General features: G+C 72.9%; 17 protein-coding genes. 6 read left to right on the top strand and 11 right to left on the bottom strand.

The window, feature by feature from the left end; genetic code table 11:
- Window positions 1–39 precede the first annotated feature (39 nt).
- From E1287_RS35675 to E1287_RS35665, 4 genes are all read right to left on the bottom strand, one after another.
- Window positions 40–1,002: a DUF5954 family protein gene (locus E1287_RS35675; protein ID WP_131969693.1), complete on the bottom strand. Its 963-nt coding sequence runs from the start codon at window positions 1,000–1,002 to the stop codon at window positions 40–42.
- A gap of 105 nt (window positions 1,003–1,107) precedes the next feature.
- Complete coding sequence (locus tag E1287_RS44270) at window positions 1,108–1,248, bottom strand: hypothetical protein (RefSeq protein ID WP_165969368.1); 141 nt, start codon at window positions 1,246–1,248, stop codon at window positions 1,108–1,110.
- 119 nt (window positions 1,249–1,367) lie between these two features.
- Window positions 1,368–2,420 carry a glucose 1-dehydrogenase gene (locus E1287_RS35670; protein WP_131969692.1) on the bottom strand — a complete coding sequence of 351 codons (1,053 nt, stop codon included), beginning with the start codon at window positions 2,418–2,420 and terminating at the stop codon, window positions 1,368–1,370.
- Between the two features lie 13 nt (window positions 2,421–2,433).
- Window positions 2,434–4,242 (bottom strand): glycoside hydrolase family 15 protein, encoded by a 1,809-nt coding sequence (locus E1287_RS35665; protein WP_131969691.1) that lies wholly within the window; start codon window positions 4,240–4,242, stop codon window positions 2,434–2,436.
- 361 nt (window positions 4,243–4,603) lie between these two features.
- On the opposite strand from E1287_RS35665, the gene pqqA reads away from it, so the two are divergent.
- From pqqA to pqqE, 5 genes are read left to right on the top strand one after another with little or no spacing between them, the layout of a single operon-like run.
- On the top strand, window positions 4,604–4,726 hold the full coding sequence (gene pqqA / locus E1287_RS35660) for a pyrroloquinoline quinone precursor peptide PqqA (protein ID WP_131969690.1): 123 nt from the start codon (window positions 4,604–4,606) through the stop codon (window positions 4,724–4,726).
- A 10-nt stretch (window positions 4,727–4,736) separates the two neighbouring features.
- Window positions 4,737–5,639, top strand: a complete 903-nt coding sequence (gene pqqB, locus E1287_RS35655; RefSeq protein ID WP_131969689.1) for a pyrroloquinoline quinone biosynthesis protein PqqB — start codon at window positions 4,737–4,739, stop codon at window positions 5,637–5,639.
- 5 nt (window positions 5,640–5,644) lie between these two features.
- Window positions 5,645–6,394, top strand: coding sequence for a pyrroloquinoline-quinone synthase PqqC (gene pqqC, locus E1287_RS35650; protein ID WP_243719661.1), 750 nt, complete (start codon window positions 5,645–5,647; stop codon window positions 6,392–6,394).
- Window positions 6,384–6,650, top strand: coding sequence for a pyrroloquinoline quinone biosynthesis peptide chaperone PqqD (gene pqqD, locus E1287_RS35645; protein ID WP_131969688.1), 267 nt, complete (start codon window positions 6,384–6,386; stop codon window positions 6,648–6,650). Before pqqC ends, pqqD begins: the two co-directional genes overlap by 11 nt.
- Window positions 6,647–7,789, top strand: coding sequence for a pyrroloquinoline quinone biosynthesis protein PqqE (gene pqqE / locus E1287_RS35640; protein ID WP_131969687.1), 1,143 nt, complete (start codon window positions 6,647–6,649; stop codon window positions 7,787–7,789). The genes pqqD and pqqE overlap by 4 nt, the downstream gene beginning before the upstream one ends.
- Here the strand turns inward: pqqE and E1287_RS35635 are convergent.
- Complete coding sequence (locus E1287_RS35635) at window positions 7,726–8,589, bottom strand: NAD(P)-dependent oxidoreductase (protein WP_131969686.1); 864 nt, start codon at window positions 8,587–8,589, stop codon at window positions 7,726–7,728. The two genes, pqqE and E1287_RS35635, sit on opposite strands and share 64 nt — an antisense overlap.
- A gap of 93 nt (window positions 8,590–8,682) precedes the next feature.
- Between E1287_RS35635 and E1287_RS35630 the strand changes: the two genes are divergently transcribed.
- On the top strand, window positions 8,683–9,351 hold the full coding sequence (locus E1287_RS35630) for a GntR family transcriptional regulator (protein WP_243719660.1): 669 nt from the start codon (window positions 8,683–8,685) through the stop codon (window positions 9,349–9,351).
- 20 nt (window positions 9,352–9,371) lie between these two features.
- Here E1287_RS35630 and E1287_RS35625 read toward each other — a convergent pair whose 3' ends face one another.
- From E1287_RS35625 to E1287_RS35605, 6 genes are all read right to left on the bottom strand, one after another.
- The gene (locus E1287_RS35625) at window positions 9,372–10,277 is read right to left on the bottom strand and encodes an endo alpha-1,4 polygalactosaminidase (protein WP_207934660.1); all 906 of its coding nucleotides are present in this window, start codon (window positions 10,275–10,277) and stop codon (window positions 9,372–9,374) included.
- Between the two features lie 19 nt (window positions 10,278–10,296).
- On the bottom strand, window positions 10,297–10,998 hold the full coding sequence (locus tag E1287_RS44265) for a spherulation-specific family 4 protein (RefSeq protein ID WP_165969367.1): 702 nt from the start codon (window positions 10,996–10,998) through the stop codon (window positions 10,297–10,299).
- A gap of 11 nt (window positions 10,999–11,009) precedes the next feature.
- Window positions 11,010–12,680 carry a hypothetical protein gene (locus E1287_RS44260; protein ID WP_165969366.1) on the bottom strand — a complete coding sequence of 557 codons (1,671 nt, stop codon included), beginning with the start codon at window positions 12,678–12,680 and terminating at the stop codon, window positions 11,010–11,012.
- Window positions 12,677–14,035, bottom strand: a complete 1,359-nt coding sequence (gene pelF / locus E1287_RS35615) for a GT4 family glycosyltransferase PelF (RefSeq protein WP_207934659.1) — start codon at window positions 14,033–14,035, stop codon at window positions 12,677–12,679. The genes E1287_RS44260 and pelF overlap by 4 nt, the downstream gene beginning before the upstream one ends.
- 254 nt (window positions 14,036–14,289) lie before the next feature.
- A complete protein-coding gene (locus E1287_RS35610) occupies window positions 14,290–16,296 on the bottom strand; it encodes a hypothetical protein (RefSeq protein WP_131969682.1) in 2,007 nt (668 codons plus the stop codon).
- 218 nt (window positions 16,297–16,514) lie between these two features.
- Window positions 16,515–17,186, bottom strand: a complete 672-nt coding sequence (locus E1287_RS35605; RefSeq protein ID WP_165969365.1) for a response regulator transcription factor — start codon at window positions 17,184–17,186, stop codon at window positions 16,515–16,517.
- Between the last annotated feature and the right edge of the window lie 250 nt (window positions 17,187–17,436).

Raw genomic sequence — 17,436 nt, 5'->3', positions numbered from 1 at the left:
GGGCGCGGTGGGCCGGCGCGGGGGCGCCGGCCGCGGGGGTCATGACTCGGCGGCGCCGGTGAGGCCGTAGCGTTCCTCGTCGCACGGGCGGGGGCCCTCGGGCCCGTCGCGGCCGAGGCGCAGCATCCGGGACACGCGGACGGTGCTGAACTCGCGTCCGCGCGCGACGATCCGGTGCCCCGGCGCCGCCTTGATCTCCTCGGCGAGCGCCTTCCATTCGGCGAGCTCCTCGGGGGCGGCCGGGTCGTTCTGGAACTCGCGGAGCCGGGGCAGCAGGTCGGTGAAGTGGCGGGCGAGCCGGTCGCGGGCCTCGTCGGGGTCGTCCCCGCCGGTGATCGGCGACCAGCAGCCGCCGTCGATCTCGACCACCACGAAGGTCGGCGGGAGCAGTACGACCCCGGGATGCGACTGGATCGCGTGGCGGGCCTCGGCGCGGACGACGTCGGGGACGGTGCCCGCCACCGGCATGTGCCCGACCAGGTTCAGCCGGAGCTGCGCCTCCCACTGCCCGCACGGGGCGGGCGGGTCGATCAGGTGGCCGCGCAGGCTCCCGTCCCCGGGCAGGTCGGCGTCGGTGGACCGGGGCGGCTCCATGACGCGGTCGCCGATCAGGACGAACTTCTCGACGCGGATGATCCGGTAGCGGCGGTCGCCGATCTCCCATTCGTCCTTGGCGAGCTGGTCGCCCTCCTCGGGGTCGAGCCGGTCGGCCGCGGCGAGCATGGCGCGGGCGGTCCCGGGGTCGGGGTCGCCGGGCGCGTCCGTCCGGAGGTCCATGGCGAGGCTGTACCGTGCGGAGGACGGGTCGTCGCAGCCGAGCGACGCGATCCGCCACTCCTTTCCTTTTTGCACCGCATGCCCGAAATCCGGGGAGCCGCCGGGCAGCAGTTTCGGGTATTGCCGAATTCGCTCGCCGAGTTCCCTGTCGCGCACCGCCGCGACGGGGTCGAGCTGGGCGACCACATTGATGTGGTCGTACCCGTGCATCAACGGGAAGGTCATGCCCGCATCCTGGCCGCACGGTCCAGGTCCGCGCATGATTTCGGCCACATTCGCGAGCCCGTAATGCCCGCATTAATCGGAAATGTGGAAAACGGCTTTTCGTACCTAGGACTTCGAATGGGAGGGCGGGTCTTTGCGGCGCCGGACGCGGGCGCCGATGCGCGTCCCGGCGCGGGCGCGGGCGTGCGTGCGGGCCTTGCCGAACCAGGCGGGGACCTCGCGCTCCTCGTCGAAGCCGCGCGCCACGACGATGTCGGTGGACGAGTGCGCCAGGATCGACAGGACCGTTGCCGACGAGCGCCGCCGCGAACACGGTTATCCGGGCCGACCGGTCGCCCTGGCCGGTCGCCCTGGCCGGTGTCCGGTCAGCCGTCGAGCGTGATGACGACCTTGACGTCGTCGGGGTGCGGGGTGAACGCCTCCTCGTAGCGCTCCAGCGGCACGCGGCGGGAGATCAGCCGTCCGAGCCAGTCCAGGTCGGCCGCGGCGAGGGCCCGCGCGGCGGCGGCGTAGTGCCCGAGGTTCGCGTTGACCGACCCGATGATCGCGTCGTTCTCCAGGACGATGTCGCGGTTGAGCGCGCCCGCGTCCACCTCCACGTGCCGGCCCGCAGACGAGACGCCGGTCAGGCAGACGATGCCGTAGGCGGCGTTGTTCGCCATCGCGCCGAAGACGAGCTGCGACACCCCCGTCGCCTCGATCACGATGTCGGGCTTCGCGCCCGCGACCGCCTCCTCCAGGCCCTCGTGGTGGTAGGTCGCGCCGAGGTCGGCGACGAGCCGCGGCTTGGGGCCGTCCGCGACCTGGTCGAGGACGTGCACGTCCAGGCCGCGCTGCACGCCGAGCAGGGCGGCGAGCAGCCCGATCGGCCCCGCGCCCGTCACCAGCGCCCTGCGCGGCTCGAACCAGCCCCGCGCGCCGACCTTCTCGATCTGGTCCCACGCCTTGGCGACGATCGTGGTCGGCTCCATGAGCACGCCCACCTCCGCCAGGCGCGGGTCGAGCGTGACGGCGTAGTCGGCCTCCACCGTCCACGACCGGCTCGCGTAGCCGTCGATCTCCTTGATGCCGCGCTCGGTGTAGCGGCCGTTGCGGCACATGTCGAACTCGCCGTGGGCGCAGGCCCCGCACGGCTCCGGGTCGGGACGCCGCACGACGCCGACGACGAGGTCGCCGGGCGCGAATCCGCTGCCGGACGGGGCGTCCCGCACCCGGCCCAGCGACTCGTGCCCGATGACGAGGCGGTCGCGGCCCGGCGGCGCCCAGCCGTACTCGCCGGCGGCGATCTCCCGGTCGGTGCCGCAGACACCGACGGCGACCCCGTCCACGAGCAGGTCGTTCTCGCCGGGCTCGGGGTCCGGGACGTCGGTGACGGCGAGCGAGCCGCGATTCTCCGGCAGGACGGTCAGGGCACGCATGACTCATCTCCTTTCACGGCTGGGTGCGGCGGCGCCAGGCCGGGCGGGTGCCGCTCAGGTGACGGGCGGTGTTGACGAGGCCGACATGCGAGTACGCCTGCGGCGTGTTGCCGATCTGGCGCCCGGTGGCGGTGTCGTACTCCTCGCTCAGCAGGCCGAGGTCGTTGCGCAGGGCCAGCAGCCGCTCGAACAGGTCGGTGGCCTGCTTCGTCCGGCCGATGCCGTGCAGGGCGTCCGCCAGCCAGAACGTGCAGGCCAGGAACGAGCCCTCCGCGCCGGGCAGCCCGTCGACGCCGCCGTCCGCGCCCGTGTCGTAGCGGAGCATGAACCCGTCCCGGTACAGCTCCCGCTGCACCTCGTCGACGGTCCCGACGACGCGCGGGTCGTTCCACGGCAGGAACCCGGTCACCGGGATGAGCAGCAGCGCCGCGTCCAGGCCGCGAGAGCCGTAGAACTGGGTGAACGTGCCGCGAGCGGCGTCGTAGCCGCGCTCGCACACGTCCGCGTGGATCTCGTCCCGCAGCGCCTTCCACCGGTCGGCGGGCCCGTCGAGGCCGTACCGCTCGACGGCCTTCACGGCCCGGTCGGCCCCCGTCCACGCGAGCACCTTGGAGTGGACGAAATGGCGCCGGTCGCCGCGGACCTCCCACAGGCTGTTGTCGGGGTCGCTCCAGTGGCCTTCGAGGAAGTCCATCAGGGCGCGCTGCAGGTCCCAGGCGTCGTCGTCCGCCTCGATGCCGGCCTCGCGCGCCAGGTGCAGGCCGTCCAGGACCTCACCCCACGTGTCCAGCTGGAACTGGTCGGACGCGGCGTTCCCCACCCGGACCGGCGACGACCCCTCGTACCCGGCGAGCCAGTCCAGCGTGAACTCGGGCAGCCGGCGCGTCCCGTCGATGCCGTACATGATCTGCAGGTCGGCGGGGTCGCCGGCGACGGCGCGCAGCAGCCACTCCCGCCACGCCCTCGCCTCCGCGACGAACCCGGTGCCGAGCAGCGCCTGCAGCGTGAACGTCGCGTCGCGCAGCCAGCAGAACCGGTAGTCCCAGTTGCGGGGGCCGCCGAGCTGCTCCGGCAGCGACGTGGTCGCGGCGGCGACGATGCCGCCGGTCGGGGCGAAGGTGAGCGCCTTCAGCGTGATCAGCGAGCGGCGGACGGCGTCGTCCCAGCGCCCTTCGTAGTCGTAGCGGCCCATCCAGTCGGACCAGAACAGCTCAGTGTCGGCCAGCGCGCGTTCCGGCTCGACCGCCTTCGGACGCGGCAGGTGCGACGGCTTGTAGGTCAGGACGAACGGCACCCGCTCCCCGGCCGACACGGCGAAGTCGGCGTAGGTGGCGAGGTCGCGTCCCTCCAGCTCGACGGGCGTCTTCAGCCACGCCGCGTCCGGGCCCGCGATCGCGTTGAGCTCGCCTTCGCGGCGCCGCACCCACGGCACGATCCGCCCGTAGTCGAACCGCAGCCGCAGCTCCATGCGCATCGGCACCCGCCCGCTGACGCCCTCCACGATCCGGACGACGTCGGCGGCCTCCCCGCGCGGCGGCATGAAGTCGATCACGCGGACGGTCCCGTCCGGCGTCTCCCACTCCGACTCCAGGATCAGCGTCTCGCCCCGGTACCGGCGGCGCGTGCACAGCCCGCCGGACTCGGCCGCCGCCGCGGGCGCCAGCCGCCAGAACCCGGCCCGCTCGTCGCCCAGCAGGGACGCGAAGCACGCGGGGGAGTCGAACCGTGGCAGGCAAAGCCAATCGACCGACCCGTCCCGGCCCACCAGCGCGGCCGTCTGGGTGTCGCCCAGCAGCCCGTAGTCCTCGATCCGCAGCGCCACCGCGCACCCCCACACTCACGTCCCGCCTTCTCCGACGTATCCCGTGATAGTTGATCCATGCCCCGCCCGCCCCATGTTCGGGTCAACTCATGGCCACCCCGCCGGGTGCCATCGCGACCCGCGGGCGATAAACCATTCGCGATCGATCGGTTGCCGCTTAAAATTTTTTGAATTCGCCACCGACGGTGATCACTGACGGCCGTTCTGTAGACGTTGGCAGGGACTTCATGTCTTTTTTGGCACGGAGCGCCCTAGAGGGCCCGTTCCAACCGGGCATACGATCGGGATGAAGGGACTTGGAAAGCGCTTTCTGTAGTGGCGAGGCGCTTCCCCGGTACCAGTCGAGAGGAAGGAGCACTGCATGGCCGTCCACAGCTCAGACGCGGACCGGACCGACGAACGCGCGGACCGCTGGGTCACGCCCGATTACCAGATCGTGGAGACCTCCTTGGAGGTCACGGCCTACTTCACAGCCGAGGGCTGACCCGTCCGCGATGCGGCTGCTGATTCTCGGCACCGCGGCGGGCGGCGGCGTGCCTCAATGGAACTGTGCCTGCGCCGGGTGCGCCGCCGCCCGTACCGAGCCCTCCCTGCGGAGGCGACATGCCTCCATCGCCGTCGAGGCGGGGGAGGGCCGCTGGTACGTGGTCAACGCGACGCCCGACATCGGGGAGCAGATCGAGGCGTGCGCCGTCCTGCATCCCGGCCCCGCCCGGCGCACCACTCCGATCGCCGGGGTGATCCTCACCGACGCCGAACTCGACCACACGCTCGGCATTCCGCGCCTGCGCGAGGCGTCCGGGCTGCGGATCGTGTCGACCGGCGCGGTGCGCGCGGCGCTGTCCGGCGGCCTGCGCCTGGACCGGGTACTCGCCCCTTACGCCGGACTTTCCTGGACGACTCTTCCGGAAAAAGATCCGGAAGAACTCGACGGCGGTCCTTTGGAGGTCCAAGGAATTCGCGTTTCGGGGAAACGGCCCCGCTACGCGGCCGAACTGGACGAGCCCGCGGGCGACGCCTGGGTGGTGGCGCTGCGCGTCCGGGACCGGCGCGACGGCAAGGTCGTCGTCTACGCCCCCGCGCTCGCCGACTGGCCGGACGACCTGGACCGCGCCCTCCAGGACGCCGACTGCGTCTTCATCGACGGCACCTTCTGGGACGACGAGGAGCCCGTCCGGTCCGGATTCACCCAGAAGACGTCCACCCAGATGGGGCACCTGCCGATCACGGGCCCGAACGGCACCGCCGAGCGGATGGCCGCGCTGCCCGCCGAGCGGCGCCTCTACACGCACCTGAACAACACGAACGGCCTCGTCCACGCGGACGACGCGGGGCACCGGCGGCTGGCCGAGGCCGGGCTGGAGGTCGCCCGGGAGGGAGCGCTGATCGAACTGTGACCACCGTGACCACGGGGTTGAACGGACGCATGGCGACGGAGGCCGAACTCGAAGAACGGCTCCGGGCACTGGGCGAGGAGCGCTACCACCACCGGCACCCGTTCAACCTGCGGATGCACGAGGGCGCCCTCACCCGCGAGGAGCTGCGGCGCTGGGTCCTCAACCGGTTCGACTACCAGCGGCACATCCCGGTGAAGGACGCGCTGATCCTGGCCAAGCTCGGCACCAGGGAGCTGCGGCGGTCCTGGATCCGCCGCGTCCACGACCACGACGGCTCCCCGGACGGCGACGGGACCGACGGCGGCATCGAGCGGTGGCTGCGCCTCGGCGAGGCGGTCGGCCTGGACCGCGAGCTGCTGCTGTCCGGCGAGGGCGTGCTGCCCGGCGTCCGGCTGGCCGTGGACGGCTATGTCAACTTCTGCCGGAACGCCTCCACCCTGGAGGCCGTCGCGTCGTCGCTGACCGAGCTGTTCGCGCCCGACCTGATGGCGACGCGGATCGCGGCCTGGGAACGCCACTATCCGTGGGTGGAGCGCGAAGGCCTGCGCTACTTCCAGGTGCGCGTCGGCCAGGGCCGCCGCGATTCGGAGGAGGCGCTGCGGCTCGTCCACGAGTGGGCGCGAACGCCCGGCGACCAGGAGCGGGCGCTCGCCGCGTTCGCGTTCAAGTGCGACCTGCTCTGGGCGCTCCTGGACGCGGTCGAGCACGCGCGGGGAGTCGAGCACGCGCGGGGAGAGGGATCCGATGCCGGCTGACGGGCCGTGGCGCCCCGCCCTGGACAAGTCAGTCATGCTGCGGCACGACCGCGTCCGCGACGCCGACCTGCTGCTCATGCCCGAGCGCGCGGTGCGGCTCAGCGGCGCGGGCGGCCGGATCCTGCGGCTCTGCGACGGCAGCCGCACCGTCGACGACATCGTCGCCGAACTCGGCGAGTCCTTCCCGGACGCGCCGCTCGCCGACGAGGTGCCCGCGTTCCTGGAGCGCGTGCGCGCGGAGGGCTGGCTGCGATGACCGCACCGGCCGTCCCGGCGCCGTGGGCGCTGCTCGCGGAGGTCACCCACGCGTGCCCGCTGCACTGCCCGTACTGCTCGAACCCGCTGGAACTCGTTCGCAAGAGCGCGGAGCTGAGCACCGCCGACTGGGCGCGGGTGTTCGGTGAGGCCGCCGATCTCGGCATCGTCCAGGCGCACGTGTCGGGTGGCGAGCCGCTGCTGCGTCCCGACCTCGCGGAGATCGTGGCCGCCGCCCAGCGCGCCGGCGTCTACACGCAGCTCGTCACCAGCGGGGTCGGGCTGACGGCCGGGCGGCTCCGCGAGCTGCTGGACGCCGGGCTGAACAGCGTCCAGCTCTCCCTGCAGGACGCCCGGCGCCCCGGCTCCGACCTCATCGCGGGCCGCGAGTCCTACACCGACAAGGAGCACGCCGCCGGAGTGATCCGGGACGCGGAGGTGCCGTTCGGGCTGAACGTCGTCCTGCACCGCCGCAACCTCGACAACCTCCAGGAGATCATCGAGGTCGGCGCGCGCTGGGAGGCCGACCGGATCGAACTCGCCAACACCCAGTTCTACGGCTGGGCCCTGCACAACCGTGCCGCGCTGCTCCCCACCCGTGACCAGCTCGACCGCGCGAAGGCGACGGTCGCCGCGTGGCGCGACGCGCACGGGTCGGGCGAGGGGCCTGAACTCGTCTGGGTCATGCCGGACTACTACGAGGGCGTCCCGAAGCCGTGCATGGGCGGCTGGGGCGCGCGTTCGATCACGGTCGGACCGGACGGCACCGCCCTGCCGTGCCCGGCCGCGTACGCGATCCCCGGCCTCGCGCCGCCGAACGTCCGGGAGAGGCCGCTCGCCTGGATCTGGACGGAGTCCGCCGCGTTCAACTCCTATCGCGGGACGGACTGGATGACCGGGCCGTGCCGCGAATGCCCGCGCCGCGAGATCGACTTCGGCGGCTGCCGCTGCCAGGCCCACGCGCTGACGGGCGACGCCGCCCGCACCGACCCGGCCTGCTCGCTGTCGCCGGACCATCATCTCGTCCGCGACGCCACGGCCACGGTCCAGGACGGGCCCGGCGCGGACGACTTCGTCTACCGCAGGCCGGGCGCGTCGCTCCGGGCCGATGGGTCGCCGAGGGTCCCGGGATCCGTCTGATCGAAACGCACGGCGGCCTCCGCGGAGAGGCGCTCCAGGAGGTCCCGGCTCGCGCTCGCCATGAGTGGCGGGACGCCGAGGTCGGCCAGCATGTCGGCGGCGGCGGCCATCTCGGCGGCGCGGCGGACGGAGTGCCGGTGCGTCCCGGTCACGAGCCGGTCCACGGTGCCGGCGCTCGCGCGGGTCAGTTCGGCGGTGATGTCGTCCCGCAGCCAGCCCTCGCAGCCCGCGGAGCGCGCGGCCTCCAGCGACTCCACGACCGCCGCCGCCAGCCCCTTGAAGAAGACGCTGCGCAGGAGTTTCCTGGCGGCCGCGGCGCCGGGGCCGTCCGGCAGGACCTCGACGTCGGCGCCGAGCGGGGTGAGGACGGCCGCGACCTCGGCGGCGCCGTCCCCGCTCGCCAGCATCGGCGTGCGCAGGCCGCGCCCCGGGACCGGCGCCATGATCGCGACGTCCGCGAACCGGACGCCGTGCGCGCGGGCGATGCCGTCCAGGCTCCGCTTCAGGCCGGGGGACGCGGTGTTCAGGTCCGCCCACACCGCGCCCGCGCGGACGCCCGCGACCCCGGCCCGCAGAGCGCCGACCGCGTCGTGGGCGCTGTTGACGCTGAGGACCAGGTCGGCGCCGTCCGCCGCCTCGGCCTCGCCGCCCGCGCCGACGATGTGCTCCGGTGCCGGGACCGCAGGGTCGTAGCCTCGGACGACGGCTCCGGCGGCGGCCAGATCACCGGCGATCGCGCTCCCGGCCTCGCCGAGCCCTAGAACGGCGATGGTCGGCCTCCGAGTGGTTTCCTCCGGCATCCGGCCTCCTCGGCGCGCGGGGGGTCGCTACACTCGAACTGTAACAAAATTGTTGACAATCTCGTCCGTCCGATGCCGAGCCGGGAGTGGGCCGTGCCGAAGGGGAAACCGGAGGAGCCGGTCGTCGCGGGGATCCGGGACGCGATCCTCACCGGGGAGTTCGTCCCGAACCAGCGGCTGGTCGAGGCGGACCTGTCCGAGCAGTTCGCCGCGAGCAGGTCCAGCGTCCGGTCCGCGCTGATCGCGCTGACCAACGAGGGGCTGATCGAGCGCGTCCAGAACCGCGGCGCCCGGGTGCGGGCCGTGTCGCTGGCCGAGGCGATCGAGATCTGCGAGCTCAGGATGGTGATCGAGGGGCTGTGCGCCGCGAAGGCCGCGCAGCGGATCGGTGCCGGGGAAGCCGCCGAGCTGGCCGCCATCGGGGACGACATGCGCCGCGCCGTCGAGACCGGCGACGTGCTCGGCTACTCGGACCTGAACGAGCGGCTGCACCGCCGCATCCAGGAGATCAGCGGCCAGCGGACCGCGGCGGAGGCGCTCGAACGGCTGCGGGCGCAGAACGTCCGGCACCAGTTCAGGCTCGCGATGCATCCCGGCCGCCCGCGGGAGTCGCTGCCGGAGCATCTGGCGATCATCGAGGCGATCCGCGCCCAGGACGCCGGCGCCGCCGAGGAGGCCGCTCGCGCGCACCTGCGCAGCGTCCTGCGGACGCTTCCCGAGATCGACCGGGCCAGGCCGCAGCCGCACCGCGCGGGCGCCTGAGCGCCCTTCGCGCGAACCCGTCAGCAGGGCTGGCGCCAGGCGTCGAGGTCGAGGCGTTTGCGCATGGACGCGAAGCCGAGCGCGCGGGTCTGGCGGCAGAAGTCCGCCGCGGCCATGTTGTACTCGACGTGCAGGACGGCCTTGCCCGCGCGGACGAACGGCAGCAGCCTGCGGCACTCGCCGAACTCCGCGCACTGCTCGTTGATGGCGAAGTCGAACGTCCCGACCAGCGCCGGGATCTGCGCCAGGTCGTTCTTGAGCGCGACCGACATGCCGCGCTCGTGCGCGAGCCTCGCGATCAGCCGGTTGTAGCGGAGCTGGTGGGCGGCGGTAAGCGGAAACCCGGTGTCGGAGGCGTACCCGTCCAGGAGGTCGGGCTCGACCGCGTCGAACCCCTTGTCCCGGCACATGTCGAACCGCCGGGCCATGATGGGTGCGAGGACGTCCGTCCGGCGGATGTCGAGCCAGCGCTCGCCCGGCCACCCGTTCCCCTTGCCGAGGACGGCGGCCGGGAACGCTGCGTTGTCTGGACGGTAGCTCTCGGCGGCGCCGACGTTGATGTAGCAGATGACCCGGCGGCCCCGCCGGTGCACTTCCCGGACGACGTCCGCGCCGTTGCCGAACCCGTCGATGTCGTGGACGGGCACGTCCACGCCGAGGTCCACCGGCGTGGTGAGCTGCCACTGCCACCGCGTGCCCGGCGCCGGAGCCCACATCCGGGCGCGACGTCGCTCGGCCTCCGCCTCGTTCGGCGGAGCGGATTTCCTGGGCGGGGGAGATGCCTTCGGCGAGGCCGGGGACGCGGACGCGGATGCGGCCGGCTGGGCGGATTCGTCCGGTGCCAGCACCGAGAACAGCACCGCCGCCAGGACGGCGGCCGACGCCACGACCGCGGCGGCGCCGACGGCCCACCCTGGAATTCGCACGGCACCGGACGGCATGGCGTCACCGGTTCGCGTAGACGAGGGACAGCTCGCGGGAGAAGTATCCCGGCAGCCCGATCCACGGGTTCGCGCCCGCCCGGTCCGTCACGTAGACGACGCCCGCGTTGCGCCGCCCCGCCCGCGCCAGCGCCCGTGCGAGGACGGCCTGCGGCGCCGCGTAGATGAGGTGGCAGAACCGCTCGGCGGGCAGCCGCGCCGCCCACGCCGGCACGCGGACGTGCTGGTACGCCGACCACGGCCCCTCGAACGTGACGAGCAGATCGGCGAGGTCCGCGTACGCGGAATCGGGATACGTGCCGTGGTTGAGCACGACGTACGACGCGCCGCGCCCCCGCACGCCCGCGACGACGCGCCGGTACCGCAGCACGTGCCCGGGGACGGCGGACACCTGGTCGAGGAACACCCTCCGGATGCCGTACCACTTCCAGTACCGCGCCACCTCGTCCTCCACCGCGCGGGGCGGGCGGGAGCCGTAGGCGGTGTCGACGTACCCGGCGAGCTTCACGCCCGCCTCCGCCATGCGGTGCGCGGTGGCCGCGAACCCGCGGTCCCGGACGGTGCCCGCGCCGCTGTCGACGTTGAGCACGACCGTGCCGAGCCGGGGGTCGGCGAGGGCCGTCCAGTCCACCGCGCCGGGAGGGAAGTACGCGGGGACGGCCACCGACGCGACCCGTCCCGCCGGCTCGCCGGGCGTCCTCAGCATGGCGTGCCCCTTCATCGGTGGGAGGTCACGCGGGCCAGGACGCGGCCCGCGTACGTCGTGAGAAAGACGAGCAGCGCCCCGGAGACCACCAGCTGGACCGTGCCGGGCGTGAGGTGCGGGACGGTCAGCGCGGCGGCGACCTCCGCGGCCAGCGCGCAGGTGTAGACGGGCAGGACGACGCCGACCCGCCCGCACGCCTGCAGCACAAGCGAGAGGAAGAACGCGCAGCCCAGCGCGAGGAAGCCGCCGAGCGTCCGCGCGGTCATGGCCGTGGCGGGCAGGCGGGCGAGCGGCGCGGCGACGGCGACGAGCACCACGGCGGACGCCGCGTACCGGGCGAGCGCGACGGCCAGCGCGGCGCGGGCCGCCCGCGCGAACCCCGCCATCCCGGTGTGCGTGACCAGCAGCTGGTGGACCCGCCTCCGGTAGGCGTACAGGATCCATTCCGCGACGCCCATCGACAGCGAGAGCGACAGCACCGCCACCGTCGTGGTCCCCGGCGGCACCGGACGCCCGGACAGCGCGCACAGCAGCGTGAACGTCAGCAGCCCGCCGGTCAGCAGCCCGAACAGGGCGAACGGCAGCGCCGCCGCGACGTCCCGGCGGGTCACCACCGGGCCCGATGTCGCCCGGCGGTCCTTCACACCCGCCCGGCCGCCCTTCACGCCCCCGCGGCGGGTGCGGCCCGCCTCGGACGTGCACGCGAGCGCCAGCGCCAGCGTGGCCGCGAGCGACAACGCCCAGGCCATCCACACCGCGCCGGGCACGGCGCCGGACGCTGCCGCCGTGCCCGGTACGACCTCCGGCGTCCCGTCGAGCTGCCCGGCCGGCAGCGTCCAGCCGTTGCCGGCCAGGTAGATCATCACCGCTCCGACGCCCGGGAGCAGCGCGAGGAACAACCTGATCTCGGCGCCGTTCACCTGCGCCACCGTCGCGGCGAGCAGGTACCCGCAGAGCCCGGCGGACAGCGCGATCGCCCGCAACCCCGCGCCCGACGCCAACCCGGCCGCGACCGTCACCGGCACCACGACCAGCAGCCCGGCGGCCAGCCCGTAGCGGAGCACCCGGGACGCCGCCTGCCTGTTCCCGAACCCCAGCCAGACGTATCCGAGGTAGGCCGTCCCCTGGCTCATCATCCAGGAGAGCAGGAGCGAGAACACGAGGAGCACGTTGTCGGCCGTGCCGTGCAGCATTGGGGTGCCCACGATGTAGCACAGCCCGGGCATGCCGAACAGGACGCCGCGGAGCAGATGCCGCCAGGGCACGGCCTGCCACGGGGCCTGGGACGCCCCTGGCGGGCGCGGGCGGCGCGGCGTCCTGGCGTACAGGTCCTCGGCGAGCGCGAACACGTCCGGGTGGCCGTACTTCTGGGCCGCCTCGTCGTTGATGCCCTCGGCCTCCAGCCCGGCCGTGACCTCCAGCGGGTCGACGGCGCTCGCGCACAGATCCGCCATGCGCTCCCGCAGCGCCTCGACGTCCTCCGGCGCGGCGGTCGCGGAGCCGGAGTCGGGCGCGGAGCCGGAGTCGGGCGCGGAGCCGGAGTCGGGCACGGAGCCGGAGTCGGCCGGGGCGTCGGGTACGGGATCGGGTGCGGTGACCGCCGGCACCGAGTCGGGAGCGGTGACCGCCGGCAGGGACTCGGGTGCGGTGTCGGGCATCGTGCTCTGCGTGGACGCGGTCATGCCAGCCTCGCCTCGGACGCCGGGCGCCTCTCCGCACCCGGCGTGGTCAGGTCGGTGTAGATGCCGCGGAAGGTGTCCACCGCGCGGTCGACGGTGAACAGCTCCAGCGCCCGGTCCCGGGCGGCGTGCCCGAGCCGCCGCCGCGACACCTCGTCCCCGAGCAGCCGCAGGCAGGCGTCCGCCATCTCGCGCGGCGACCGCGGCGGGACGACGAGCCCGGTGTCGGCGACCGCCTCCCTGACCCCGCCGACGTCCGTCGCGACGGTCACGCGGCCGCAGGTCATCGCCTCGATCAGCGTGTAGGGGAAGCCCTCGGAGATGCTGGAGAGCGCGACCACGGTGCCCGCCGCGTACGCGTCGTGGACGTCGTCGATCCGTCCCTCGAAGGTGGTGTGGCCGGCGACCCCGAGGTCTTCGGCGAGGGCCTCGCAGCGGGCGTGGTAGCGCTCGCAGCCGGTCGGCGTCCCCCCGAACAGGCGCAGCCTCGCGTCCGGCACCTCCTCCCGGACCAGCGCGAACGCCCGGATGAGCGTCTCCAGGTCCTTGATCGGGTCGACGCGGCCGGCCCAGCTGATCGTGGGTGCGGCGGGCTCGGCGCCGGCGGCGGGGAAGCGCGCCGGGTCGACGCCGTTGTAGACGGTCTCCATGGAGTCCGGGTCGGCGCCGCACCGCGCCTCCCACCGCTGGTTGTAGAGGTTGCAGGGCGTCAGCAGGTCGGCGGTGCGGTAGCCGACGCAGCACAGCAGCCTGATGAAGCCGAGCAGGACGGACTTGACCGGCCACGCGTACGGCGTCCGCCGCATGCCGATATACCGTTCCCGCAGGTAGATGCCGTGCTCGGTGAGGCACAACGGCGTCCCGTACGTCCATTTGGCGGCGAGGCCCGGCAGGATCGGGATGCCGTTGGAGACCGCGTGCGTGAGGTCGGCGCGCGGCGGCGGTCCCTGCAGCGGGCGCAGCAGGTGCTCCAGCAGGTCGATGGCGGTGAGGGCGTCGTGGACGGTCGGCCGGGTCCCGATCCGGTCGAACTCGGCGGCGCGGGCGTTCCACGCGTCCATCAGCCAGCGCACGGGCGCCTCGGTGCGCAGCGCCGCGCTCAGGTCGGCGGTCTGCCCGTACTCGAAGAGCCCGCGAAGAATCCGCTGGAAGACCTCCGCCTCCGGCACATTCCTTGGAGACGACCCTTGGCTGGAGACCGGGTCGGACGGCGTGAGGATCGCGTGCAGGAAGCCGCGGCACAGCCGCTCGAACCGCCGCGCGTCGCTGCGCGACACCTGGCGTCCGCCGGGCGACGCGTGCCGCCCGCGCGGCGACGAGGGCAACCAGAGGCGTGACGACGGCAGCAGGTTGCGCACCGCGCGCCGTCCGCCCGGCGAGGCGTGCCGCCCGCGTGACGAAGGCCGCCCATTGGGCGGCCCCCACATCGGAATGGGCTCGGACGTCACGTGCCCGGGAAGATCCCAGACCACGGGTTCCGTCCCCGTGGTCGTGAGCGCCCTGACCTGAAAAGAATGTTCCGGCATACCCCGTACGAGCTGATCGCACCACACGCTCACGCCCCCGTAGCTGTGCGGATAGGTCCCTTCCGTCACCAGGGTGATGTCCAAAGTCAGGCTCCGGGCAAGGTGAGCGTGACGTCCCCCGCCCGGTAGGCGGACCGTTCACCGGCATAGGTCTGCCCGAACGGTGCGCCGCCCGCGTCACGCGTGCCCTCCGGCGCGGTCACCGGCACTTCCAGCCCGGCCGGCGCCTTGACGGTGACCGTCCCGTCCTGGACGTACGCGGTGACGTCGCCCTTGTCCATGGCGCCGGCGTTGACCGCGGCGCGCCACGCGTCCTGCCGGCGCAGCTCGTCGCCGAGCGCCGACATCGGGGCGTTGATGAGCGGGGTGTTGGCGGCGAACGCCGACCAGTACTGGCTCAGGACGCGTTCGAGCACCGGGTAGAGGATCCGCTCCTCGGCCAGGTTCGACTGGTGCGCGTAGTGCGGCCGGGGGTCGTTGGCGAGGGTGTGCGCCAGCGCGATCCGCGTCTCCGCCGGGACGATGTACGACTCGTACCCGTTGTCGGGGTCGAGCGGCTCGATGCACGACGAGTCCTCTTCGCAGATGCCGCTGCCGCCGTCCGACCGCCGTGTGTGGATCCAGTTGTACTGGTCCACCTCCTCGGCCGCGGTCCCGACGTTGTAGAAGATGTTCAGCGGATGGCGCGGGACCGTCCGCACCGAGCCGATCACGCGCTGCGCCTTCTCGCGGGAGGCGTCGCTGGCCGTCCACTTCACGCCGGCCTTCGCCAGCGCGGGGGCGAGGTTCGGGTTGTCGTCGGGCTGCTGCGGCGTGACCCGCAGGCCCGAGTGCTCGCCGGTGACGAGTTCGCCCGCGTCGACCGGGATGCCGCGTCCGGACGCCCATTGGACGTTCCTGGTGACCTCCCGTTCGATGTCGGCCGCGCTGACGTACACGATCTGGCCGGACTGGTTCCGCCTGCACTGCCACGGGCTCGTGCTCGTGTCCTGCACGCAGCCGAGGAACGGGTGCGAGTAGGTGTGGTTCAGCCACCGGAACTTGTCCCGGACGGCGACGAACGCCGCGGTGAGCGGGTCGACGCCGTTCTTCAGGGTCGCCTCGTCGCTGCCCGCGCCGTTGTACGCCATGTCGAGCACGAACCCGTGCTGCGACTGCCACTGCGTGGCGAACGACACGTCGCCGGCCTCCATGCGGATGTCCTCGGTCTCCACGCCGTCGTCGCAGTCCTCGGTGGGCGTGCAGTTGTGCTCGGTGCTCCACCGCGCGTCCGGCATGAAGACGTCGTCGACGTGGACGGCGAAGTAGTTGCGGTCATAGCCGAGGTGGACGCCCTTGGTCAGCCAGGTGACGAGGCCGCGCCCGAGCGTCTGGAAGTGCCACTGCTCGCTTTCGGAGGTGAAGGTCAGCACCATCTCGCTGCGGCCGTCGTGGGTGTAGACGCCGGCGACGGTGCCCGCCTTCCCCTTGACGGTCGCGGTGACGAACGGCTTGAACGACTTCCCGGCGTCGGGGTCGTCCGGCAGCGGGGTGGCGACGAAACCTTCGGTCTCGCCGACGTCCGGCTCGGCGTCGTCGAACCGCACGAGGCCGCCCAGATAGCGGAGCGCGTCCGCCCGCGCGGCCTCGGTGACCTGGGCGGTCACGCCGTCCATGGGGCCGGAGTAGGCGGGCGCGTTCATCCCGACGGCGGCGGACGGGCGGACGTGCGCGTCGAGCTGGCGGATCCCGAACCGCTTCTCGTACGCGGCGAGCGCGGCCATCTCCGCGCCGTCCTCGAACGGCGCGGCGTTCGGCAGGACGACACCCTGGTACTTCGCGCGCGGGGACCCGTCCACCGTGTCGGACAGGAACGCCTCGTCGATCACGGGCCGGTCTGAGTCGCGCAGGTCGACGGTCTTGTACGGCACGCCCTCGGCCTTCAGCTGCTGCGTCACCGCCGTCACCGAGGCGGAGCCGTTCGTGACGACGAGGACCTGAAGATCGATGCGGGGACCCGCGGCCGAGGCGGCCAGCGGCGGGCCGATGATCAGGACGGCCGCCGCCAGCACCCCGAAAAGGACGCTGAGAGCGGGACGGCGAACGACTTTCACCAAGCCTCCCCAGGACGCATGGACGACGGCGACTGAATTTCAACAGCCGTTCACAACCACGCCAGAAATGGAATTAATGGGCTTTGGAACGCGGCCCAACAGATCATGCGGTAACTGACTGTGCAAGTAAAGAGCACCCAGGGGCCCATCTTGGCGTGGGCCTGGTCCTAGGACCTGGGGGTGCGCGGTGGCGGGATATCGCCGTCCGCGGGCCGAGGTTAGGGCAGTTCCGTTCCAGTGGGCACCGAATTCAATTCCAGCCAGCGGGCGACGGCGTGTTCCCGGCCGTCCGCGCCGAGCCGTTTGTAGATCTGGTGGGCGTGGTTCTTCACGGTCTTCTCCGTGATGACCAGGCGCCGCGCGATCTCCCGGTTGGTGAGCCCGGCGGCGATCAGCTCCAGGATCTCCGCCTCCCGCGCGGTCAGCCCCGGGTCGGGCCGCGGCCCGCCGCCGTCGTGCACCCAGCGGACGAGCGCCGTCACCACGGGCCGGGACAGCGACGACTCGCCTCTACCGGCCGCGACCAGCACATCCGCGAGCCCGTGGGGCTCGAAGTACCCGTACACGAGGCAGCCGTGGGCGCCCGCCGCGACCGCCTGGACGAGCATCAGCGGCTCCTGCTCGGCCGTCACCGCGACCACCCGCACGCCCGATCGGGCCAGCCGCGCGATGCCGTCCGGGGGCGGTGGGGAGGCGTCCAGGAGGACCACATCGGGGCGGTGCGCGCGGACTCCGGCGACCGAACGCTCGACCGGCCCGCCGCCCACGACGTCCACTCCCGGGGCCGTGCCGAGCAACGCCCGAAAGCCGATCCGCGACACCGGATTGTCGCTGACGACGACCACCCTGACCGCCTTCGATTCAGATTCGACCGCGGTCCCGGAGGTCATTGAAAAATCACTCTTCATGCCGCCGGCTCGCAAAACCGATGCCGCTGCCGACTCAGTGGACTTGTGGCGGGGGACGTCTCCGATGCAAGCCGACACCAGATCATGTGTCCAGAATAAAGGACGGTGCGTCCGGGCAGGCCGGCCACGGCGGCTCGCTCTTATCCCGCCATTGCGAAACACTTTCGATCTCCCCGTCCCGGGACCGGGTGCGCGGGACGCCATTTCAGACCGTCCGGCGGCGGGTCCCGGA

Origin of the sequence: Actinomadura sp. KC06 (genome assembly GCF_004348735.1) — a bacterium.
In the GTDB taxonomy this organism is placed as follows: domain Bacteria; phylum Actinomycetota; class Actinomycetes; order Streptosporangiales; family Streptosporangiaceae; genus Spirillospora.
The sequence above is the reverse complement of the archived record's forward strand: the minus strand, read 5'-3'. Positions and strand labels throughout refer to the sequence as shown.